A 23397-nucleotide genomic window follows, 5' to 3' on the forward strand; every position below is an offset into this window, starting at 1 on the left:
AATTTCAAGTGAATCAGGTACAGTTAGCAAATCCCTCACCCTCTTTCCCTCTCCCAATATTGGGAGAGGGATGTCCGTCAAAAGTGAGGGTGTACTTCATTTTCATGCAAAGTGCTGTAATTAATAAAGTTAAAATATTAATCAATAAAACCAAAACTTTATTTGGCAGAAGTTTTCCACTTGTACCTTCTGCTCTGTGCCTTCTATTTAGAGGTGAAGTTCGCGTTGAATTATGCTTGGAGTTTCAATTCAAACTAAAACGCAAGGAATAGCGTTAAATTGCCGACTAAAATATACACTAGATGATCTAAAGCTACCATTGCGGACGTTGAAAAAGTTACTGCTTTCCACTTCGGCAATTTCAAGGTTTATTGACACTTTTCGTACCCGTAAGTATAAAAACTTAACAAAGCTGCCAGTGCAGACTATTTTCCACGTTTCCATCGGTATCCGCCCTTTGGTAGACTGTAAAACTGAAATCACCAGATGAAAAGTAGCAAAATCAAGCTATCGAGAGGGCAGACTCTGTGGAAAATACTCTTGGGTTAGAGATTATTGAGGTAGTTGAGCAAGCCGCGATCGCTTCTGCTCGTTGGATGGGCAAGGGCGAAAAAAACACCGCTGACCAAGTGGCTGTAGAAGCCATGCGGGAGCGGATGAATAAAATTTATATGCGCGGTCGCATTGTGATTGGGGAAGGCGAACGTGATGATGCTCCTATGCTCTACATTGGGGAAGAAGTTGGTATTTGCAGCCGTCCAGATGCTAAGGATTTCTGCAACCCCGATGAACTAATTGAAATTGACATCGCCGTTGACCCCTGCGAAGGTACTAATCTGGTGGCATATGGTCAACCTGGCTCGATGGCTGTATTGGCAATTTCCGAAAAAGGCGGTTTGTTTGCTGCTCCCGATTTCTACATGAAGAAACTGGCAGCTCCTCCAGCTGCCAAGGGCAAAGTGGACATCAACAAGTCTGCCACTGAAAACCTAAAGATTCTAGCCGAATGTCTAGAACGGTCAATTGAAGAACTCGTTGTAGTGGTGATGAAGCGCGAGCGCCACAACGACCTCATCAAAGAAATCCGGGAAGCAGGAGCTAGAGTCCAACTGATTTCTGATGGTGACGTAGGTGCAGCCCTATCCTGTGGTTTCGCTGGAACCAACATTCACTGTCTGATGGGAATCGGTGCTGCTCCAGAAGGCGTGATCTCCGCTGCGGCAATGCGTGCCTTGGGTGGTCACTTCCAAGGTCAACTAATTTACGATCCTGCAATCGTCAAGACTGGTCTAATTGGCGAAAGCAAGGAAGCCAACATCGATCGCCTGAAATCTATGGGTATTAATGACCCTGATAAGGTCTATGATGCTCATGAACTAGCATCTGGTCAAACAGTCTTGTTCGCTGCTTGCGGCATCACCTCTGGTAACTTAATGCAAGGCGTCCGCTTTTTCAGCGGAGGCGCACGGACTCAAAGCTTGGTAATCTCCAACCAGTCGAAAACTGCTCGATTTGTTGATACCATTCACATGTTTGAGGAACCCAAGGTTCTGCAACTGCACTAATTTTGAGGGATAGGGGATCGGCGAGCAGGAACTGGAAAGACAAGGAGGACAAGGGAGAAGTTGTTTCCTTATACCCAATCCCCTATTCCCAATCCCCAATCCCCAATCCCCAATCCCCCATTAGTAAATACGATTTAGCAAAATGAATATAGCAGTAGTGGGGTTAAGCCATAAAACAGCCCCAGTAGAAGTCCGGGAAAAGCTGAGCATTCCAGAACCACAGACCGAAAGTGCGATCGCACATCTGCTTAGCTATCCTCATCTTGAAGAAGTAGCCATCCTCAGCACTTGTAACCGCTTAGAAATTTACATTGTTACTGAAGAAACCGAACAAGGTGTCCGAGAAGTAACTCAGTTTCTCTCAGAACACAGCAAAATACCCGTACCTTCTCTACGCCAACACCTATTTGTGTTGCTGCATCAAGATGCAGTCATGCATTTGATGCGGGTGGCTGCTGGTTTAGATAGCTTGGTACTCGGTGAAGGTCAAATCTTAGCCCAGGTGAAAAATACTCACAAACTGGGACAGCAATACAACGGTATAAAAACAATTTTGAATCGATTATTTAAACAAGCAATTACGGCCGGTAAGCGAGTACGTACTGAAACTAGCATCGGTACTGGCGCAGTCTCCATCAGTTCTGCTGCTGTGGAATTGGCACAGATGAAGATGGCAAATTTAGCTGCTTGCCGAGTAGCAATACTCGGTGCCGGCAAAATGTCGCGGTTGTTAGTGCAACATCTGCTTTCTAAAGGTGCCGTCAAAATTTGTGTTTTAAATCGCTCAGTCGGACGGGCACAGGAATTAGCTAAGCAGTTCCCGGAACACAATATCCAAACTCATCCACTCTCGGAAATGACGACTGTAATTTCCGAATGTGACTTGGTGTTTACAAGTACATCTTCTACAGAGCCGATTCTTGACCGTGCCAAATTAGAAATTGTTTTGGAACCTACCCGCGCGCTGATGTTAATTGATATTTCTGTGCCGCGCAACGTCCATGCAGATGTTAACGAACTAGCAATGGTGCAGGCATTTAACGTGGATGATTTGAAGGCAGTAGTAGCGCAAAACCATGAAAGCCGCCGCAAGATGGCGCAGGAAGCTGAAGGACTGCTAGAAGAAGAAGTAGAAGCTTTTGATATTTGGTGGCGATCGCTAGAAACCGTCACCACGATCAGTTGTCTGCGAAACAAAATCGAAACTATTCGGGAACAAGAATTAGAAAAAGCTTTATCTCGATTGGGTTCGGAATTCGGCGATAAACATCAAGAGGTAATCGAAGCTTTAACGCGGGGTATTGTTAACAAAATTTTACATGACCCGATGGTGCAGCTACGAGCGCAGCAAGACGTAGAGGCGAGACGTCGTTGTATGCAAGCCTTGCAAATGTTGTTTAACTTAGATGCAGGTGAACAGTTTAGCTGAATTAGGCTCTAGAGGCTAGGGAATAAAAATTATGAATTATGAATTATGAATTATGAAATTTTCAGCATTCATCATTCATTATCCTCACCTATTCCCCATTCCCTAATCGCTAGTCCCCAGTCCCTATATATATGAACCGAATTTTTCGATTAATTGCGCTGCTGTTCGGTTTGTGGCTGTTGTTTGAATTAGCCTCACGCCTAGCAGCAGAAATTTTTTGGTTTGATGAAGTTGGATATTTACAAGAATTCTTGCTGCGCTTGGGAACGCAAGTGGGGTTGTGGGCGATCGCTTTTTTCACCTCCATCAGTTTTTTGTTAGGCAATTTCGTTATAGCTAATCGGCTAAAGCACCCCTCCTTGGGCAAGAGGATGGGGGGATGGGGAGATAGGGGGATAGGGAGAACAAAGAATTACGTAGTCCCTCACTCCCCCACTCCCCCACTCCCCCACTCCCCCACTCCTCCCACTCCCTCTCCCCTAAGACTGCACTTACTCATCCCAACGGTAATAGGATTGAGTGCCTTGGCTGGGATAATTTTGATTTATTACGGTCAGCAAGCCTTAAACCTTTGGTTTGCAAATATTAAACTTCCCACTTCGTCTTGGCAACTACCGCCCCAGTTACAAATTCTTTCCCAACTGTTGCAGTCTCAGGAAATAAGCATTCCCATCGTGCAGTTGGTTTTGCTGATAGTTTTGACGATCGCTGTTTTAATTAATTATCAGTTTTTGTTAAGAGCGATCGCCCTGTTAATTAGCTTGCTATTGGCTTTCTTGCTGTCAGCACGTTGGATAGTAGTTCTAGAGTATTTCCAAGCCACTAGTTTTAATAGCACGGATCCTCTTTTTCACCGGGATATTAGCTTTTATATATTCTCCCTGCCGATTTGGGAACTATTGAAATTTTGGTTATTGGGAATTTCGATATACAGTCTTGCTTCCGTAGTATTAATTTATTTACGTTCGCCTCAAAGTTTAAGTGAGGGATGGTTTCCGGGCTTTTCTATACCGCAACGACTTCATTTAAACACCTTGACAAGCCTACTCATGCTAGCTGTAGCTTTGCATTATTGGCTGCTGCGCTACAAACTTTTGTATTCCACTTATGGGGTAAATTACGGCGCTAGCTACACAGAGGTGAAGGTGCAATTACCAATTTATACTGGACTAAGTCTTTTGGCAGTGGCGATCGCAATTTATTTATTATGGCGAGTATTTATCATATCTAGACTGAAAACAACCAAATTAAGACCAATTCCTTTCCCACGCCAATTGGTTTACTTGCTGGTACTGTACATTGCAATGGCGGGGACTTCTGGCGAAATCTTACCGACAATTGTGCAAAGCTTAGTTGTCCAACCAAATGAACTAACCAGAGAAAGACCCTATATTGCCCGCACCATAGCCCTTACCCGCGAGGCATTTAATTTAAATGCTATTGACGCAGAAACTTTCGATCCGCGAGGTCAACTGACAGCAGCTGATTTAAAGGAAAATCAGCAAACAATTCGCAATATCCGCCTGTGGGATACCCGCCCCCTGTTACAAACCAACCGCCAACTGCAACAAATTCGACCTTATTACAAGTTTCCCGATGCTGATATTGACCGCTATACCCTGTTACGGGATGTTAAAACTCAAACTACAGAATATCAACAAACTATCATTGCAGCACGAGAACTAGACTATGGTGATGTTCCCCAGCAAGCACAAACCTGGGTAAATAAACGTCTTATTTATACTCATGGTTACGGATTTACACTTAGCCCAGTGAACCTTGTCGGCCCTGGTGGATTACCTTATTACTACGTCAAAGATATCGGTGTTGAGGATACAGACAGCCAAGGTTCATTACAAATCACAACAGAGGAAATTCGTGCCAGTATTCCCGTTGGTCAACCGCGAATTTATTACGGAGAAATTAGCAACACTTATGTAATGACGGGGACAAGAACCCAAGAATTGGACTATCCCAGTGGTAACGAAAATATCTATAACGTTTACGATGGACAAGGTGGAATTCCCATCGGTGCGGTGTGGCGGCGCTTGCTGTTTGCCCAATATCTCAAAGATTGGCAAATGCTGCTGACGCGCAATTTCACTCCCCAAACTAAGCTGCTGTTTCGCCGCAATATTCGCGAACGGATACAAGCGATCGCTCCTTTTTTACGTTTCGATAGTGACCCATACTTAGTTGCTGCAAGGGGCGGAGGGACAACAATCACAGGCGAACCAACTTACCTTTACTGGATTATTGACGCCTACACCACAAGCGATCGCTATCCCTATTCTGACCCAGGTAAGAATACATTTAACTACATTCGTAATTCCGTCAAAGTTGTTGTCGATGCTTATAATGGCACGGTCAATTTCTACGTTGCCGATCCAACAGATCCAATTATCACCACTCTCGGAAAAATTTTCCCCCAGATGTTCAAACTATTGGAGGCGATGCCAGCAGCTCTGCGAAGTCATATCCGCTACCCAGTAGACTTTTTCAGAATTCAATCGGAACGCCTGCTGACTTATCACATGACCGATCCGCAGGTGTTTTATAACCGTGAAGATTTATGGGAGATACCCACAGAAATTTATGGCAGGGAACAACCTCTAGTAGAACCTTACTACTTGATCATGAAGTTGCCAAAAGCACAGACAGAAGAATTCATTCTACTCCTGCCCTTTAAGCCTGTACAACGTGCCAATTTAATTGCTTGGTTAGCAGCACGTTCGGATGGAGAGAACTACGGCAAGTTGTTACTATACGAATTTCCCAAACAACTGTTAGTTTACGGAACCCAACAAATTGAAGCATTAATAAACCAAGATCCGGTGATTTCTCAACAAATTTCCCTATGGAACCGCGAAGGTTCGCGAGCAATTCAAGGAAATCTTTTAGTGATTCCCATCGAACAATCTCTTCTCTACGTCGAACCCCTATATTTGGAAGCAGAACAGAATAGCCTGCCTACTTTTGTGAGAGTAATTGTTGCTTACGAAAACCGAATTGTTATGGCAGAAACCTTAGAACAAGCACTTGGGGCTATCTTCCAGCCAGAGCAACCGACTTCTCCAGCAATTATCCGCCCGTTGGAGGGAAATTAAAACCAAGTACAGCTTTGCGTAAAACTGTGGCGAATTGAAGGTTGAATTGAAACACACTCGGAAGCAGAGTGTTGCATTCAAAAAATAGAGTTCGTAAAAAATTCTTCTTATTCAGAATCCAGAAGTCAGAATTCAGAATTTCTACTCCTGAGTTCTGAGTTCTGAATTCTGCAATATCCTTCCTTTTTGCTTAACAAAATAGAAAAAGTTTCAGATGCAGGATATGTAACGAAAATAGTTACTTGCCTAGTATCTCCGCAAACGGAAGATGAGCAAAGGTTCTAGCAATTCCCTGGAAATAAAATTTAAGAATTTAAACCCGATTGTAAAGCAAGGTTTGACTGCATTAGTAAATATCCAGCAAGTATCTGTAATGCAAAGGGTGAAGGCTACTGAAAACGCGATAGTGTCTTTCTTTAGACTCCCGTAATCTAGCTTCTCGTAGATTCGGGTCAGATCCAGCTTGTAACTATGCGAGCGGGTTACAAAAGCGAACTCGTCGAGAGATTAAATCAGCTTATGGACAAAGTTCAACAGCAATTTACTATTTTCTGCCCAATCTGAGCCTTTAGTGGCGATCGCCAACTTTTAAGCATTCTCGGTGGAGTTGCGCAGGCGCATTAACTGGCGTCGCATTTGCGGTGAAGCTTTCAGTTCTGAAATTTCCTGCGTCTTCACAGAAGCTTGCAGAGTTTCCAGAAAGTCGTCAGAACCTTCAGTCAAAGCATCTAGCAGTACTTGCAACAGTTGGTCGCGATCGCCCAATAAACTTTTTTCCTCAATCAATCGAAATTTGAGATGTATTTCACATTCATAAACACCTACTTCGATATTACTTAATTGGCGCGGTAATGCTTTGGAGTTCATAGCTGTTAGGATTCCTTTACTTTTTGGTGATAGAGGTGAGGAGCTATATCTCTAGCAAAAATTCTCTATATTTTTTCCTTCAAAATCTTTTAACCCTCTTCCTTCCTAGAACGAAATTTGTATTCCATATTGCTTCTCCTGCTATTGTTTCTAGCTAGACTTCCAATGTCAAGGTTCAGGGTATGCAGCAATTGCTGTGGTCGAACCAAGCCATAACTATTATTCAGTTTTTAAGATTGTATACAATAAAGTTTTTGTAAGAACTTGTTCTGGCTTTTTAAAGGTTTTTACATCAACTTTATCTCCACGTCAATAACAGTTTGAGTTTTTACTTATAAACTAGTGGTTATACGTAAGTAAAAACGCTGAATTTGCTTTAAATAATGAAAGCTAGACGTTCTTGCGTCATATTTACGTAAAATCACTAGATGTACTCTTTTTTCATCAAACAACACAGGAAAGATTGATAAGCAAAGTCATCATTAGGTAAAAATTTTCTTTGTTGACACAATATAGACATAGTTGAAATTTTTCCAGCCAACTATGTCGCTTTAGTTCGTTTCTGACTGGACAAGTACGAAAAACTTGACAGTTATGCATTTAAAGGTGTTCCTGATTAATAAAGATTTTTTTTCATCAAAGGAAAATTCACAGTCTCTCCAAATCATTGCGGCATGTACAGGCCTAACCTTGGGTAATATAAAGTGTCAAGGTAATGGTCTTGTAGTCCCAAATTCCAGGATTAGTTCAACTGCATGATTGATATGAGTGGACTTTTTACCTACGCTGGCAAAGCAGACGTCGGTGAGGAAATCCTATCCTTTCTGCCCGACTCTACGAGAAGCGGGAGGTGCGGGTGCGGGCGTCTACCCTCCCGCAGTGCTGGACTCACCGCGCCATCTCACCTTCTGCATGCTTCCTTATTTTTTAAGACAGTCATCACGAGAAAATCTGACAACCAAGGATAAAATACCTGTTTCCTGTTAAGCGTTCCCCGTTCCCCTTTCTCCTTTCCCCTATTTTCAAGACAGACATAGTTCCTTCTGTTTAGGAGGTTTTGGCCGCCATCTTAGCTAAAGATTCAAAGGGATTCAAGCTTGGGAATAGAGTCTGTAATGATTTCAGTGTAATGATTTCGTTTTATGCACATCCCTAATAAAGATTAATATAGAACTATCCCTACCCCAAAAAGTCAGGCCTTGATCGTGTATTAGCGCCGATTGTGGCATCTTCCATAATTTGCTTGTATTCTATTCAAACGAGAAACTGCTGTAACCTTAATCAGACGACACCGTTATGGACGACAACCCAATGCTGCTCAAGTCCACAACCCGGCATATCCGTATTTTTGCGGCTGAAATTGACCGGGATGGCGAACTAGTTCCCAGCAATCAGGTCTTAACGTTGGATGTTGACCCAGACAACGAATTCAACTGGAATGAAGATGCTCTACAAAAGATTTATCGCAAATTTGATGAACTAGTAGAAGCATCTAGTGGCGCAGACCTGACAGATTACAACTTACGCCGCATCGGGTCAGACTTGGAACATTTTTTGCGATCGCTCCTGCAAAAAGGCGAAATCAGCTATAATCTCTCTGCTCGCGTTACCAACTACAGCATGGGACTTCCCCAGGTAGCATCTGACGATCAAGAGAGTTACGGATTAATGAAATCATGAGTGAAGAGTGATGAGTTAAGAGTTATGAATTATAAATTTTTCACTCCTAACTCCTGTACAGGCGAAGCATTAGGAGATATATCTTGGCATTAAACCGATAATATAGTTACCCAAATGCTTTGTCCCTACCTTCCAAAACAACTGGCTGCTTGGCTCTTGCCGCAGCCTGTTGTCATTTTATTGTTATTTCTCCATCCCCATTGCTTTGCTGCCGAACTAGTAGGACGTGCCGTTTTGAGTGCTGATACCTTTGCCCCTGGCCCAACTACAGGTCAATTCAAAAAAACAAATCGCACTGTTCCTTTTGTTAATGCCCAACCTGTTCAAGGCTTTTCTGCTGTGATTGCAGGGCCAAAAGCAGGTACTTACCTAGTCATTTCAGATAATGGTTTTGGCAGCAAAGCCAATTCACCTGACTACGTGCTGCGTATTTATGCAGTCGAGCCTGATTTTACAACAGGTAAAGTTTTTCCAGTTAATTTCCAAACTGGAGAAAGACTTGCAAGCTTTAGTCGGCAAAGCTTCTTAGAAATCAACGATCAAAATCGTAAAGTTAACTTCTCCATCGTCGCGGAACAGTCTTTTTATCCAGGTAGCACTATCCCAGTTAGCCCAGCAATCAAAAAAAATCGCTTGTTGACAGGGGGAGATTTTGATATTGAATCATTCCGACGCGCAACTGACGGTAGCTATTGGTTAGGAGATGAGTTTGGCCCGTTTTTGCTGCATATAGGAAAAAATGGCGAACTCCTGGATTCTCTTATTCCTTTGCCCAACTTTTTGGGTATCGGGAAGTTAAATTTTGTGAAGTCCCCCGACCATCCAGAATTTACCAATTTACCCAATCAACAAGCAAGAACTACAGCTGCAAATATTGGAAGTTCCAAAGGATTTGAAGGCTTGGCACTCAACACCAGTGGTACAAAACTTTATGCACTTTTAGAAGGATCTTTAAAGGATGACTCTCTCAAGCAACGCCTGTTAATTCATGAATTTGATTTAGCTACTAAACAATATACAGGTAAAGTTTTTTCTTACAAGCTCGAAAATCAGAACCATGCAATTGGTGAAATTACAGCTATTAATGATTATGAATACATTGTAATTGAGCGCGATCATCATCAGGGAGATCCAAATAATCCTGCCTTTAAATATCCCGCTAAATTTAAACGCCTATATAAAATTAATATTAAACAGATCGATGCAAATGGTTTTGTTGATAAACAATTATTAGTAGATTTGCTCAAAATTTCTGACATCAACAAAATTGGTGGTAATAGCGCAAGCAAAGGTATATTTACATTTCCCTTTGTGACTATAGAAAGTGTATTACCTGTAGATGCTAAAACGCTGCTTATAATTAACGACAATAATTATGCCGATTCTATGGGGCGTTCTCCCAAGCAGATTGATAATACTGAATTTATTCTTATCCGCTTGGAAAAACCTCTAAATCTTAGTCAAGAGTCATTAGTCATTGGTCATTAGTCTTTCACAAATGACCAATGACTAATGAGCAAGGACAATTAACTATTACCAAACCCGATTTCCGTCTTCGTCAACTCGCGCTTGTCGAATTACATCTGAAATTTCTTCTGCATCTTTAACATGATGTAAAGCTTTTTTTTCATCATCAGGCTCATCTACAACAAAGTATGTCGGAACTTGGATGTGGTCGCCGGTAATGTCGGGAGCATCTACGGCAAGTTGTTGGGATTTCTCTTCAACGGTTTGCGATTCTTCAGAAACTACATCACCAGGGTTAGCAGTGCGATGAATTTTTTTTTCTTTGTTATCTTCCATTACACTTTCACAGAGTAAATATGTTAAATTTGCAGTTAACCTAGCAGGCGGAGCAACAAACTTATATCTTGGCTATAGCAAATTGCTAATAGCATTTGAAGACTAGCTATTAGCTGTCTTCATTGTTGACTTAATGTTTATTAACGCCTTGCTACCTTATAAACTAAAAGAAAGACTAGTATGTTCTCCTCTTTCTTATGGGGTAATTAGTCTAAGCAAGCAGTGTAGTTGTAATGGCGTTATGGTTTGATGGCAAGCTGTGAGTTGAGTCGCTCTAGTAATGGAGCAGCCCACAGAGTTAGTGTGGGATGGACTAATAAAATTATTGTTTGGGCGCACCTTCGCACCTAGATTCATCTATAAGTTAAAATCATGATCCAAAAGTTGGATATATCAAGTTAAAAAAAACATGAGCGGTTCAAAGTACTGCTGCCAATGCTTTTAAAGAAATTGCCAATCGCTGATCGGTGGGAAAATTATGGAAAATGACGCGGCTACGCTTTATTGCCCAAATGAAATTTGTCAGGCTCCCAACCCCCTTACCCACAATTTCTGCCAGCGATGCTCTACACCTTTACCCAAACGCTTCCTCTGGGCGGTGGCAGATGGTCTGAACCTGGGTAATCCGGGACAGATATTAGCCACTCGCTATTTAGTTATAGATAAGTCTATTATTTTAGATACTAAACCAGGTTTTTTACCTCAAACGCCAGATCCAGAAAAATTACAGGCAATCAGACCTTATTTAAGGCTTATTCCCTATCGCTTGCATGTACCGCAGGTATATGGAGTGCTGTCTGTATCTAATGGAGGACAGGCACGAGAAATATTATTGTTAGAAAAACCTCCGATCAAGATCTTAGATGGAACAGCCTCATTGACTGTGCAGTTGTGTAGCGAATTCACCACCGCTTGGCGTGATGCTACATCAATGCGCCAACTTAATTGGCTGTGGCAAATAGCACAACTTTGGCAACCCCTGGCTAGTGAAGGTGTGGCCTCTAGCTTACTCGATCCCCATATATTAAGAGTAGAAGGGTCGTTAGTGCGGTTGTTGGAATTGCATTTTCAGGAAGATTCTCTACCAAGCTTGTCTCAATTAGGGGAGTTTTGGCAGCAGTTGCTGAGCGGAGCAAAACCAGCAATAGCAGGATTTCTGAGCGAAACTTGCCGTTGTTTGATTGAAGGAGAGATACAAGCAGCAGAGCAATTAGTGAGAGTTTTAGATAAAGGACTGACAGAATTAGGGCGATCGCAATCTCCCACCATAACAATAGCTACTAAAAGCGACACCGGGCCCAGTCGCCAGCGCAATGAAGATGCCTGCTATCCACCCAGCGGTAGCTTGGTGAGCAAACCACCCCACCCCTCAGCTTTGGCGATTGTTTGTGATGGCATCGGCGGACACGAAGGTGGTAATGTTGCATCCAACTTGGCAATTGAAACAATTCAGCAGCAGGTACAGGAACTGACTAAAGTTCCTTACGACCATATTGAACCCAATCTACTACTGGAAGACTTGCAACGAGCAGCAGCTGTTGCCAACGATAAAATCAGCCAGCGCAATGACAGCGAAAGCCGACAAGGACGCCAGCGCATGGGAACAACCTTGGTAATGGCTTTGCCCATAGGTCACGAAATGTACATTGCCCACGTTGGTGATAGTCGTGCTTACTGGATTACGCGTCACGGCTGCTACCAAGTTACCCTTGATGATGATGTTGCCTCTCGGGAGGTGCGGCTAGGTTATGCCATCTACCGGGATGCTGTGCAACAAGGTGCTTCTGGCTCTTTGGTGCAGGCGCTGGGTATGAGTCCGAGTATTTCGTTGCATCCTTCCGCCGAACGCTTCATCCTTGACGAAGATTGTATTTTCCTACTCTGTTCTGATGGTTTGAGTGACTTTGACCGCGTAGAACAGTATTGGGAAACCGAAATCTTACCAATCCTGAGCAGGAAAGCGGATGTTGTAAATATTACAAATAGGTTAGTTGAAATTGCGAATACGCAAAATGGACACGACAATGTCACTATTGCCTTAGTCCACTACCAATACAAATACTCTGAACCAGAAACAAAGCTAGAAGCAGTCTTACCCGATCTGTCTGATATTCCAACTGCAAATTATCCGCCCACAACCTTACAACCCCTGTCAGGAAGTAGCTACAGCCAAAAAACCCAAGTAATGCCGGATACAGCGCCTAGTAAGCGATCGCCAGTACCGCTACAGTTGGTTATCCTTTTGGCGTTAGTAGTGGGTGGTGGTTTCTTGGGATTTTTGTGGGGGCGTCAGGGAGGAATCTTAGGAAAAAGAGTTCCCCTTCCCGCTCCGATATCAAGTAACCCGATTAGTGCTACCCCATCTGTATCGCCAACAACGGGCGATCGCCCTCAGGTGATTCAGACCACAAGTCAACTATTTTTAAGCACAACCACGTCGCCTCCAAAACCAGCAATTGCACCTGCTGGTAGTGTTTTGCAAATTATTAATCCGAATCAAGAACCAAAGCCAGAACAAACAAATCCTAAGTCTTGGGTGTATCTGCGGGTATGCTCTGTTGCAGGGAGTGTGGCTTCATCCATAGATCCGCCCAACCCCACATCCACTCCCGTAGTTAGCAGGACTATTGTCAAACAGAGGGAAGTATATAGGATACGCTTGTCTGAATTTCAAAAATCATTGAAGAATATTTCCACACCCCCACCAGAGGTTTCCAATCAATGTCAGCTGAGTAATGCTGCTAGCACCCCCGTAGAGGAATCGGTAGAGTCTGTTCCTTCACCTGCGCCCTTGGATCGGTCGTCACCTCCACAAGGCACTAATTCCACTGATAGCACTGAATAGTCAAAAACTCGATAAACTAGTATAAACCTGAAATAATACTGGTAAAAGCCAGAACAAAAAATTCAAGAAAGGCAAAAACTTTTGCCTATTTATAACTGCTGTTATTTAATATTTTTGATTTGACGTTATTTATGTAATGACTCCATCCTTAAACTTGGCGATTACCCGTCTCGTCAAAGCTGGTCCTGATAATTTCGCTATTTGCGTTTTTGATGCTCCCTATCCCGGTGGTCGTGTTATTCATGATTGCGTCTGGTCTGTGGGGTTGACCCAAGCTTGGAGAGAATGGCAGCAAATGTTTGCTCCTGACACTCGCATAGATATTTCCCCAGCAACAACGTTTCAAACTCCAAACCCACTCCCGAATGAGTTGCTTCCACCGGCTTCCGGTCAGATGACCAATTACACTAGTCGCCTGATGCAATACCTGGGAATTAGTTTGTGGCGCTGGCTATTTGACGGCCCAATTCTAAATAGTCTTGAAGGCAGCCGTGCATTTGCTATGGCTCGGAATACACGTCTACGCTTTCGATTAGAAATTCGCGATCCGAATTTGATCGCCCTGCCTTGGGAAATTATGCAGCGCGAACCAGGTCAGTCGGCAATATCGCTGTCCCAAAACATTCTATTTAGTCGTACGACTAGTGACGTTGAACCCCTGCCATCTTTGCGAACCGATCAAGCTTTAAATATCTTGCTAGTTTTGGGAGCAAATGAGAATCTCCAGTTGGATCAAGAAAGAACTGCGATCTTGGAACAAACCCTTGCCGATGGCTCTATTATGGGCAGCAATGCTCAAGGATATGCCCCTTGCATCGTCAATACACTTTTACAGCCAACCCCGCAGAAGTTAATTCAAGAGCTAGAAACGCGAACTTACAACATCTTCTTTTATGCCGGTCACGGATTGCGAGGACCGGACGGAGGGTATTTACTCTTACAACCTGATATGCGTCTTAATGGCATGGAACTAGCACAAGTTTTAACCCGTGTAGGTGTAAAACTGGCAGTTTTCAATGCCTGTTGGGGAGCGCAGCCCGCTGCTGTGAACGGTCAAGCCATACCTTGCAGTAGTCTAGCAGAAGTGCTGATCCGGAATGGTGTGCCTGCGGTTTTAGGAATGCGGGATGAAATCGCTCATGAGGAAAGCCTTTCCTTTATTCATACCTTTGTTCAAGGTTTGCGAAAACGACTGCCCATCGATCACGCCGTGGCAGAAGCAAGACAACACCTGTTGACAGTATATAAATTCAATCAACCAGCTTGGACACTACCGGTTCTGTACCAACATCCACAATTTGAAGGCGAATTAATTAGGAGTTACGACGAGGGAATCACAGAACTACCAGAAACCTCTATACCTGGTATTGCTTCCCTGCTTCCTACTGCCTGCTTAAAGTCGGATGGTATCACTTATACACTAGAGACTGGTGTCACCCGCATTGGTCGGACGGCAGACAATCATATTGTCATTCAAGAACCAACAGTTTCTAAGCGCCATGCTGAAATCTTGTGTCGCAATACTTTCAGCGGTCCCACTCCTGTGCGAACGTACTATCTAAGAGAAAACTCTACTTACGGTACAACTTGGATTTTGCGTCCTCAGGGTTGGCAGCAAATCCATCGCCAGGAGGTACTCCTAGAACCAGGAATGCAGTTAAAGTTTGGTAGCATGAGAAGTCACTCTTGGGAGTTTATGATTGAAGATTCCTAGTACAGGTCGGCTGCTATAGCAGTCCGATCTGCAAAGTGAAAATAGACTTTGAGTAAACTAAGCGTACCAGGCGCAGAGAGATTTTCACAACTGATTTAGGATCGCTATATCCTAAAGGTAGGAGAGGCAGTCCAGCAAGAGGCAAAAGTAAAAAAGAACATTCTAGATCTAAACTTTTCTCTCTCTCCCCTAATCCCTACTCCCAAAGGGAGCGAGGGTGTCGAGTTTCCCCTCTTCTAAGAACGGTGATTTCTGTTGCAGTTATTAGCAAAAAACCTACAGATAAACTTAGCAAAATTATATTTTGCGTGCGGAAATTAGAAACTAGCTGCTGTAGCTGTAAATACAACAAATGAATTAATCGGGAGGCGACACATGGCTAAGCACATTCAAGGTTCAGACAATTTCCAAACTTTACCTTCTCAAATGGAACTCGAATTTTTAGAAGCACTGCTGCAACCAGAGGATGGTACTTATCCTTGGAACCCAGCTGATGAATACTCAGAAGAATATTTTATTCAACTCGAACAGCAGTTCTTACTTGCAGATGCGCTGGAAGATGATTTGACCACGCGATCGCAAGCTTTTTACAACGAAATAGAGACGCTATGGGTTTCTAATTCCAAGCACTACAATTGTAATACAAACTATAATCTCGTAGCTAGACTTCAAGAAAGTTTACAAACAAGTTTGGCTGCTCGTGTACCGCAAGATTGGTTGAAGGCGATCGCCACTAAAGCTGCTGATGTTTTTGCTGCCAAACACACCAAAGCTGCTGATGTTTTTGCTGACACACAATTAACGGCAAAATGGCTAGTGGAGTGCGTTCAAGCTTTACTACCCGGTTTGGGAGAAGATGTTTGGTTGGTCTTAGCTCGTCCCTACGCCTACGCAATGCGGGGTAGCGAACCACAAAATGGAGAAGAAACCGTACTCAATCAAGTTAGCGAACAAGAATGGGCGAATTTATCTGAAATCGAACAGGCAAGAGCTAGTTTGGCGATCGCTTACTACGCTTTGCGGAAACTGGATAGCTTTGAAGGTGAAGCCTAAACTCAAATTTTTATTTTCTGGTTTGATCCAATTCCAATTCTTCTGGTGGCAAGTAGCTTTAGGTGGCAAGTGACGCTTGGATTGCAAGTCTTTTGAAGATTTTAGCTTAGGGTATAAGCCTGCCACTGTAAACAATAGGTTAAGCGATCGCAAAACGAGCGTCATCTATCTAAAGACAGAAAAATTTGATTAATTCCTAAATCTTAATTTATTTTGCTTATTTAGGATCGAGAAAGCGGGTAGCGAAATTATGCTCTCGTGTAGGTGACAATGCGCGTGCCTTCAGAATTGCAGCCATTAAGAAAGCATAAGATAATACACCTACAACCACTAGTAATAAGCCGTTAAGAGTTCCTGTGGCATTCCATAAAGCGTGGAGTCCGGCAGAAGTAAGATATCCAATCAGCAGAATCTGCCAGCTTTTTCTGGGCTTGAGAACAGCCAACCCGATAAAATAGCCCAGGTAGCCACTGTAAGCCATGTGTCCAGCTACAGAACCTAAAATACGGGGAATTAACAGTTGCAATCCTGCTAGTTGACCAGCACCATCCCCTGACTGTATTGAGACATTTTGTGTAATTTGCGGTACATACTGCCCCAATGTTTCCAATAGAGTAAAGCCTACAGCAGAAGCAGTTCCCAGAAGAATGCCATCTAGAGGTTCCCAGACACCGATACGTTCTCGCCACGGTGAGCGCAGTCCCCTAGAAACCGTGTACGATAACAGTAATGGCAATGCTTTCAGTAATTCCTCCATCAAACCAGCACCAAAAAAGTACCGGATCAGTAGCTCTGTGAAGGTGATAGTTTCTTGATCTGAGGGTAAGCTACCAGGCAAGACGTTGCGAAAGAAGAAAATAAAAAAATCTAATAGGGGACTCAGCAGGATTAACATCGTTGTCAATCCTGAAGACATTAACACCCACCAAGGCTTACGCTTTCCACACAATTGATAAATAAAGTAGTAGGCAGCGGACGCTATGTAAGTCCCCACAATAACTTGATTAGCTTGCGGATCGCCTACTGTGGCAAACATCAGGACTACAAAAACGACCGTAAGTACACCCGGTATGAGATAAGCTTTGCGAGTTAAATCTTTACCAGTCGAAATAATCGGAAACAGTTGCGTGAAGCTAACCGAAGAATCTGGTACTGTTGGTTTTTGGTAGCCTCCCGCTGGTGGGAGTGATGTAGCTTCGGCGATGGATGCAATTACAGTAGATTGGTGGTTGAATTCGTACTCAAACAGTAATTCCGGACCATCATAACCGAGAGTAATGCGATCGCCCGGCATCAATTGCTGACAACCCTGCAAGCGTTGTCCATTTAAATAAGTACCATTAGCACTATTCAAATCGCAAATTACCCAGCTAGATTCGCTATCTGGAGAAGTAGGAAGAGGACGAACCACCGCATGACGACGAGATACCATGCGATACATCATGGCATCCAAGACTATTTGACAGCTAGGGTCGCGTCCAATTACTGCTTCTTTACTGGGGAACAGTGAGTAACGAAATTCCGACCCGTAAGCTGCTTCTTTACCAGACACTAGCCGCAGAAATGCATTTCGTCTTGCGTATTTGCCTGTCATCGAGTTGCAGGGTGTTGCTAAACTGTTTCAAGAAAATAATTGGCAGTAGGACTTAGCCTTAGCCACATCAATAGCAGAATTGCTAAATCCACTATAGCTTCACTCTCCGCTTAGGAATTAGAAATTAAAAAAATCAAAATAAATTGCTCTTTAATGCTTTCCTTGCTTCTCAATCTGTACAGTTGTGTAATATTAATCAGGTTAATCACTATTTTCTATTTGTATGTCTCAGTAAGTACAAATCAACAAACATAGTAAAAAAAGATAAGGAACATATTATATCCTTATCCTCCTATCCTCCACTCACCCTAAGGGTAGGTATGATATCGTGTCCGGTGAAAGACTTATCATTAAGGCCGCAGAGGGGCAGGGTGCAGGGGGAAAGAGGATTTTGCGATTTTTGCACAGATGGAGGAATTATAACTAATTAGGCGGACATGATATGACTTTCAATTACAGCATTTCTAGGGATAGAATACAACCCTCCCCAAGGGATAGGGGAAGGTATCCGACAGAACTAATTGAGTTTTGGATTCTACGCAGTTGAAAATTGTTGTAAGTTTGAGGTTGGTGTATATCGCCTAACTGACTGTAGCCATCTCGGGATGCTCAATCTTCGTGCCGAGTACTTTTAGGAATTCCGCCAGCCAACGAGGATGGGCAGGCCAAGCTGGTGCGGTTACTAAATTGCCATCAACTATTGCCTCATCCACTGGAATATCTACGTAAGTACCGCCTGCACGGCGCACGTCTGGCCCGCAGGCAGGGTAAGCAGTACAACTCTTTCCTGTGAGTACATCTGCGGCTGCCAACAATTGCAAACCATGACAAATAGCAGCGATGGGCTTGTTTGCTTGGGCAAAGTGACGAGTCATTTCTAGCACTTTCTGATTCAGACGTATATATTCTGGTGCGCGGCCTCCAGGGATGACTAGAGCATCGTAAGTATCAGGGTTTACTTCATCGAAGGTGGCATTTACCGTGAAATTGTGACCTGGTTTTTCACTATAAGTTTGGTCTCCTTCAAAATCGTGAACGGCAGTTCGCACCTTGTCGCCTGCTTTTTTGTCAGGGCAAACTGCATGAACAGTGTGTCCTACCATTTGCAGTGCTTGAAAGGGAACCATGACCTCATAATCTTCTACATAGTCCCCAACGAGCATAAGAATTTTCTTTGCAGCCATGTTTTAATATCCTCACTTTGATGGTAAAAAATGGGCGTTGCTGAATCATGCGGATGAATTTACAATTCACGGGTATGTAGAGACGTAGCAATGCTACGTCTCTTCTTATATTATCTATGTGTCTTAGTGTCTTAGTGTTCCTGATTTTATTGCAGATTAAATTCCTTCAAAGCCGGGATAAAGTTTTTATTTTCATGCCCAGGACGACTAAGTTTAATCAGGGCAAAACGCTGCAAGGGAGTGATATTTGACCAGTGTTCAGTAGTGATGGTAACGCCTACTTCTTGAGCTTTTTCATAAACACTACTTGGTACAGTACTAGCATCCATCCATGCAGGATGAGCCTTAACAGGTAATTCAGCGGCAGGTGTACCAGTGCGTTGTAAAATCAATTCTTGGATATACTTGCGGTAAGCCTGAATTTCAGATTCTGTAGTGCAAGGTAATTCAACTAAGTTTTGACGCTCTAATTGAGTCATGTGGTTCCAATCTGATAATTTCAGCTTAATGCCACAAGTATCGAGCTTGCAACGTACCTGCATGGGAATGCAACGCAGGGAATTAACAAAATCCGCCTCAAATTGAAAGAATTCTGACATAACCTTGAGTAAATATTGAACTCATAAAACCCAATAATCAACCAATAATTAACTATTAACAAACAACAAACAACCAATAAGTATTAACTAATGTTTGGCGTTGGTGGCACGAATAATCCAATAACTTATTGAAAGAGCAAGTAGAGCTATTCCCAAACCAATAATATCAATGCCTTGTACTTTCTCTAAATCTAGAATAATAATTTTACGCGCTACAGCAATTAAGGAAGTTACAATCACTAATTCTACTTGTAAAACATGTTTTTTGAGATAACCTGTGATATTCTCCAAGATCTCTAAAGCAATCAAAATATTTAAAAATAAGCCAAAAATTTTAAATAATGTTGTATGAAATTTAGCGTAGGTAGTACTCAATAATTCTTTATATAGAAAAATACCCAAATCAAGTATCGCTACAAAAATCACCACCAACATCAAAAGAGAAAGAATTTTCGAGACTACCACCTCTATGTTTTCAACTAGGTGCATAAATTTTTCATCTTTGCTGGCTTCCCGAATTCGCTGGAATAGTTTCCTCATCGGCTACACTTTATGCTAGACAAATGGTGATAGCAACTACATAACTTTGTTGTGATTATAAATCAAAAGGGGTGTACTAAAAAATGTAGGGCAAAGTGATTAGGTAACAATAAATTGAGATAACTGGACAATACACAAATTTTGTGCATTAGCTAGGTTATACCATTGCTTTACTAACCCGCACCGCTTTTTTCAGTCAGACTCAATGCTAGTACTTTGCTACACAAAGTATGCTGGGTTTGTAGTAAGGGCTAAAGCCCTCACTACGAACCTCACATCACCCAACAAAGTTGATGTGGTTGAGTACTAGCTTCCCACATCAAACGCATCTCTACCTACCAGATAACCTAGCAAGCTTGGATGCTGCTCCACAGCAAATCAATTCTTAAATTTAAAAATTAAAACTTGTTATGGATAAATTTTTATCCATGACAAATTTGTAGTTAATAAACTCAAAAATACGTTTATTTGACAGAGTTCTATTCAGAGAGTGTTTTAACTCCCCCTTAAAACAGTATGGGAAGCTGATAAATAATCCTTAACTGTTAACTCCACAGTAACTGGTACTAACTGCACTGCACAAGCTTTTAATTCTGGTTGCAGTGAGTCGGGGCAAAATTCTGGGTGGGTAAGGGCGTTGGCTTCTGCGTTATCTGCCCATAGTGCGCCCCAATGCATGGGGACAAACACCGTACCAGGTGCGATCGCCTTTGTAATTTTCGCTGGAAACTTAGCTTTGCCTCGGCGCGATCGCACTTCCACTAACTGGTTATCGGTAATTCCCAACCCAGCAGCATCACGGGGATGAATCTCAATAAAAGGTTCGGGGTGCATCTGGCGAGTTTTTTCAATGCGACCAGTGCGCGTCTGGGTGTGCCAATGTCCGTAAAGTCGCCCAGTTGTCAGCACAAAGGGATAATTAGGATCTGGTGGTTCTGCCAGTCCTCGCGAGTGGTAGGCTGCAAACCGGGCACGTCCATCAGGGGTATAAAAGCGCAAATCGGTGTATAGCCTTTTAGATGATGGGGTGGTGGGACTTTTGTGATGGGGTGAAGTCTTCTCCCCATCCCCCCATCTCCCCATCTCTTCGCCGGGGTGCGGCCATTGAGTAGGGCCTTGTGAACGCAATTGTTCATGACTTAACCCTGTCATATCGCAAGGGCGATCGCGAGTCAGTTCGACAAACTCTGCATAAACTTCGGCGGAGTTAGCAAAGGCAAACTCTCCTACAAAACCTAACCGACGCCCAACTTCGGCAAAGATTTCCCAATCTGGTTTAGCTTCTCCTGGTGGTCGGCAAAATGCTGGACACAGCGTCACCATTCGTTCAGAATTGGTCATGACGCCAGTTTTTTCACTCCACTGGGCTGCTGGTAGCAGGACGTGAGCATAAGCAGCTGTTTCTGTCGGGTAATAAGCGTCTTGGTAGATAGTAAAGGGCGATCGCATCAATGCTGCTTTTGTTCGTTCCAAGTCCGGCATACTCACCGCCGGATTAGTAGCGGCAATCCACAGCAAGCCCACAGTGCCATCTTCTAATCCAGTAATCATATCCCAAGCCGTCAGACCGGGATTGGGCGAAATTTGCCCACGCTTGAGACCCCAAACATCTTCTACTTCAGCGCGGTGTTGAGGATTTTTCACCAAGCGATAACCAGGTAATAAGTGCGCCAAACCTCCGGCTTCTCTTCCTCCCATTGCGTTTGGCTGACCTGTGAGCGAAAAAGGCCCCGCCCCTGGCTTGCCTATTTGTCCGGTCATCAGGTGCAGGTTAATAATAGTTCTGACCTTCGCTGTACCTTCTGAGGATTGATTCACACCCATTGACCACAAGGACAGCACCCGCTGCGATTGTCCCCAGTACCTAGCTGCTGTTTCTAAATCTTTAATATCGATCCCGCATTGATGAGCCACTACTTCTGGAGAATAGTGCCGAATCACTTCAGCGTACGCAGGGAAGTTACTCGTGCATTCGTCAATAAACCCAGTTTCAATGTAGCCCCAACGCATCAACAAGTGAGCAATGCCATTCAATAAGTCGATATCTGTACCGGGACGAATCGCTAAATGCAAGTCGGCTGCTTCTGCTGTGGGTGTTCGACGGGGATCGACCACAATCATTTTCATCTTGCGGTTCTTTCTGTGATGTTTCTCCAATCGGTTGAAAACGATGGGGTGACATTCCGCCGTATTGGTGCCAATTAAAAACGCACAATCAGTTAACTCTAAGTCTTCATAGCAGCAAGGAGGGCCATCTGAGCCAAAGCTTTGGATGTACCCAGCTACAGCACTAGACATGCATAAGCGAGAGTTAGCATCAAAGTTATTGCTGCCCAGACATCCTTTCAAAAGTTTTTGGGCTATGTAGTAATCTTCAGTTTGAAATTGACCGGAACCATACATGCATATAGCTTCCGGCCCCTGAGTGAAACGCACGGTTTGAATCCGTTTGACGATAACATCAAAAGCTTCATCCCAACTAACACGCCGGAACTCCCGATCCAAGGAGTCTCGCACCATCGGATAATGCAGTCTGTTTTTATCTAAAGACTCGGCGATCGTTGCACCTTTGACGCAAACCATACCTTGACTAGATGGGTGCGCTTTGTCGCCCCGCACCCGCCAAATCGGGTTGCCTTGGCTATCTCGATGAGTTGCTTTGCCTGGTTGCGCAGGAGGCGAGACTTCTAATCCACAGCCCACACCACAGTAAGGACAGAGAGTTTTGGTAAATTCAGTCATAGTAGTTACACCGTATTCACGGATTTTCTCTATGTTGAAATTCAAGGTTTGTAGAGGGAAAATGCCAGTAAATTGCACGATTTACAAACCTTTGTATTCAACGAATCGCATCAGAAATTATTTGAATTGAAGATTGATAAAAATTGATAATGCAAGCTACTAAAAATTGCCAAAATTACTTATTTAGTTTTGAGCAAAAGCACATAAAACCATTTTTAATCATTAGATATTAAATCAGATCAATAAAATGTTCATCACGATACATTTTGGATGGTTTTTATGTTATTTTTACTGATTTCATATATAGTTTTTAGCTATGCAATCTCTACAATTATTGATTCAGTTGTTTCAGCTATTATTGCATCGATATAAACAAGTATTTTATTTATCAAAATTTGCTGACTTTTTCATTATTTAGCTTACATATAATTTTTAAAATTGATACTATGATTCATTTCACATTTTTAATCAAAACTAACTACAGCTTTGCGTAAAGGCGTAGGGATTTAAAACGCAGAGAGTCGCAGAGGTTAACGCAGAGGGGAGGCAGCGCGCCCTTGGGGGTTTCCCCCATTGTAGCGACTGCCGTCGCGCGGAGTCTTGGTGCGACAAGTTCGCCATGAACAATCAGTAGTTTTTGAGATGAAAAATAAAAATATGGCAGAAAGCCCACTG

General features: G+C 43.1%; 16 protein-coding genes. 9 read left to right on the top strand and 7 right to left on the bottom strand.

Translation table 11 applies throughout. The features are described from left to right. Positions 1 to 527: 527 nt before the first annotated feature. The 3 genes from glpX (at position 528) to HXY43_RS19885 (ending at position 6101) form a co-directional block, all read left to right on the top strand. Positions 528 to 1565 (top strand): class II fructose-bisphosphatase, encoded by a 1038-nt coding sequence (gene glpX, locus HXY43_RS19875; protein WP_290886590.1) that lies wholly within the window; start codon positions 528 to 530, stop codon positions 1563 to 1565. Between the two features lie 142 nt (positions 1566 to 1707). Continuing rightward, complete coding sequence (locus tag HXY43_RS19880) at positions 1708 to 2994, top strand: glutamyl-tRNA reductase (protein ID WP_026732003.1); 1287 nt, start codon at positions 1708 to 1710, stop codon at positions 2992 to 2994. 131 nt (positions 2995 to 3125) lie between these two features. Then, a complete protein-coding gene (locus tag HXY43_RS19885) occupies positions 3126 to 6101 on the top strand; it encodes a UPF0182 family protein (protein WP_290886594.1) in 2976 nt (991 codons plus the stop codon). A 588-nt stretch (positions 6102 to 6689) separates the two neighbouring features. On the opposite strand, the gene HXY43_RS19890 is transcribed toward HXY43_RS19885, so the two are convergent. After that, the gene (locus tag HXY43_RS19890) at positions 6690 to 6968 is read right to left on the bottom strand and encodes an Npun_R1517 family heterocyst differentiation transcriptional regulator (protein WP_026732005.1); all 279 of its coding nucleotides are present in this window, start codon (positions 6966 to 6968) and stop codon (positions 6690 to 6692) included. Between the two features lie 804 nt (positions 6969 to 7772). Between HXY43_RS19890 and HXY43_RS19895 the strand changes: the two genes are divergently transcribed. The 3 genes from HXY43_RS19895 to HXY43_RS19905 all read left to right on the top strand — a co-directional run bounded on the left by HXY43_RS19895 (position 7773) and on the right by HXY43_RS19905 (position 10136). Continuing rightward, complete coding sequence (locus HXY43_RS19895) at positions 7773 to 7955, top strand: hypothetical protein (protein WP_290886598.1); 183 nt, start codon at positions 7773 to 7775, stop codon at positions 7953 to 7955. A 309-nt stretch (positions 7956 to 8264) separates the two neighbouring features. Beyond that, positions 8265 to 8648, top strand: a complete 384-nt coding sequence (locus tag HXY43_RS19900; protein WP_026732006.1) for an NAD(P)H-quinone oxidoreductase subunit M — start codon at positions 8265 to 8267, stop codon at positions 8646 to 8648. A 114-nt stretch (positions 8649 to 8762) separates the two neighbouring features. Next, entirely contained in the window at positions 8763 to 10136 is a 1374-nt protein-coding gene (locus tag HXY43_RS19905) for an esterase-like activity of phytase family protein (RefSeq protein WP_290886601.1), read from the top strand. Positions 10137 to 10181: 45 nt separating this feature from the next. On the opposite strand, the gene HXY43_RS19910 is transcribed toward HXY43_RS19905, so the two are convergent. Continuing rightward, positions 10182 to 10451 (bottom strand): hypothetical protein, encoded by a 270-nt coding sequence (locus tag HXY43_RS19910; RefSeq protein WP_026732008.1) that lies wholly within the window; start codon positions 10449 to 10451, stop codon positions 10182 to 10184. A gap of 478 nt (positions 10452 to 10929) precedes the next feature. Here HXY43_RS19910 and HXY43_RS19915 point away from each other — a divergent pair, with 478 nt between their 5' ends. The 3 genes from HXY43_RS19915 (at position 10930) to HXY43_RS19925 (ending at position 16063) form a co-directional block, all read left to right on the top strand. Then, a complete protein-coding gene (locus HXY43_RS19915; RefSeq protein ID WP_290886603.1) occupies positions 10930 to 13296 on the top strand; it encodes a protein phosphatase 2C domain-containing protein in 2367 nt (788 codons plus the stop codon). Between the two features lie 136 nt (positions 13297 to 13432). Continuing rightward, entirely contained in the window at positions 13433 to 15010 is a 1578-nt protein-coding gene (locus tag HXY43_RS19920; protein ID WP_290886606.1) for a CHAT domain-containing protein, read from the top strand. A gap of 375 nt (positions 15011 to 15385) precedes the next feature. Beyond that, complete coding sequence (locus HXY43_RS19925; RefSeq protein WP_290886609.1) at positions 15386 to 16063, top strand: hypothetical protein; 678 nt, start codon at positions 15386 to 15388, stop codon at positions 16061 to 16063. Positions 16064 to 16280: 217 nt separating this feature from the next. Here HXY43_RS19925 and HXY43_RS19930 read toward each other — a convergent pair whose 3' ends face one another. The 5 genes from HXY43_RS19930 to HXY43_RS19950 all read right to left on the bottom strand — a co-directional run bounded on the left by HXY43_RS19930 (position 16281) and on the right by HXY43_RS19950 (position 22722). Beyond that, positions 16281 to 17657, bottom strand: a complete 1377-nt coding sequence (locus tag HXY43_RS19930; protein ID WP_290886612.1) for a PrsW family glutamic-type intramembrane protease — start codon at positions 17655 to 17657, stop codon at positions 16281 to 16283. 581 nt (positions 17658 to 18238) lie between these two features. Then, positions 18239 to 18841: a DJ-1/PfpI family protein gene (locus HXY43_RS19935; RefSeq protein ID WP_290886615.1), complete on the bottom strand. Its 603-nt coding sequence runs from the start codon at positions 18839 to 18841 to the stop codon at positions 18239 to 18241. Between the two features lie 146 nt (positions 18842 to 18987). After that, entirely contained in the window at positions 18988 to 19440 is a 453-nt protein-coding gene (locus HXY43_RS19940) for a nitrate reductase associated protein (RefSeq protein WP_290886618.1), read from the bottom strand. Positions 19441 to 19527: 87 nt separating this feature from the next. Continuing rightward, positions 19528 to 19980, bottom strand: coding sequence for a phosphate-starvation-inducible PsiE family protein (locus HXY43_RS19945; protein ID WP_290886622.1), 453 nt, complete (start codon positions 19978 to 19980; stop codon positions 19528 to 19530). A 495-nt stretch (positions 19981 to 20475) separates the two neighbouring features. Further along, a complete protein-coding gene (locus HXY43_RS19950) occupies positions 20476 to 22722 on the bottom strand; it encodes a molybdopterin oxidoreductase family protein (RefSeq protein ID WP_290886662.1) in 2247 nt (748 codons plus the stop codon). Positions 22723 to 23397 lie beyond the last annotated feature (675 nt).

This window comes from Fischerella sp., from assembly GCF_013388695.1.
GTDB lineage: Bacteria > Cyanobacteriota > Cyanobacteriia > Cyanobacteriales > Nostocaceae > PCC9605.

Coding starts and splice junctions, on each gene's coding strand:
- HXY43_RS19880 (WP_026732003.1), top strand. CDS start 1,708: ATGAATATAGCAGTAGTGGGGTTAAGCCATAAAACAGCCCCAGTAGAA.
- HXY43_RS19885 (WP_290886594.1), top strand. CDS start 3,126: ATGAACCGAATTTTTCGATTAATTGCGCTGCTGTTCGGTTTGTGGCTG.
- HXY43_RS19890 (WP_026732005.1), bottom strand. CDS start 6,968: ATGAACTCCAAAGCATTACCGCGCCAATTAAGTAATATCGAAGTAGGT.
- HXY43_RS19900 (WP_026732006.1), top strand. CDS start 8,265: ATGGACGACAACCCAATGCTGCTCAAGTCCACAACCCGGCATATCCGT.
- HXY43_RS19905 (WP_290886601.1), top strand. CDS start 8,763: ATGCTTTGTCCCTACCTTCCAAAACAACTGGCTGCTTGGCTCTTGCCG.
- HXY43_RS19910 (WP_026732008.1), bottom strand. CDS start 10,451: ATGGAAGATAACAAAGAAAAAAAAATTCATCGCACTGCTAACCCTGGT.
- HXY43_RS19915 (WP_290886603.1), top strand. CDS start 10,930: ATGGAAAATGACGCGGCTACGCTTTATTGCCCAAATGAAATTTGTCAG.
- HXY43_RS19920 (WP_290886606.1), top strand. CDS start 13,433: ATGACTCCATCCTTAAACTTGGCGATTACCCGTCTCGTCAAAGCTGGT.
- HXY43_RS19925 (WP_290886609.1), top strand. CDS start 15,386: ATGGCTAAGCACATTCAAGGTTCAGACAATTTCCAAACTTTACCTTCT.
- HXY43_RS19930 (WP_290886612.1), bottom strand. CDS start 17,657: ATGACAGGCAAATACGCAAGACGAAATGCATTTCTGCGGCTAGTGTCT.
- HXY43_RS19935 (WP_290886615.1), bottom strand. CDS start 18,841: ATGGCTGCAAAGAAAATTCTTATGCTCGTTGGGGACTATGTAGAAGAT.
- HXY43_RS19940 (WP_290886618.1), bottom strand. CDS start 19,440: ATGTCAGAATTCTTTCAATTTGAGGCGGATTTTGTTAATTCCCTGCGT.
- HXY43_RS19945 (WP_290886622.1), bottom strand. CDS start 19,980: ATGAGGAAACTATTCCAGCGAATTCGGGAAGCCAGCAAAGATGAAAAA.
- HXY43_RS19950 (WP_290886662.1), bottom strand. CDS start 22,722: ATGACTGAATTTACCAAAACTCTCTGTCCTTACTGTGGTGTGGGCTGT.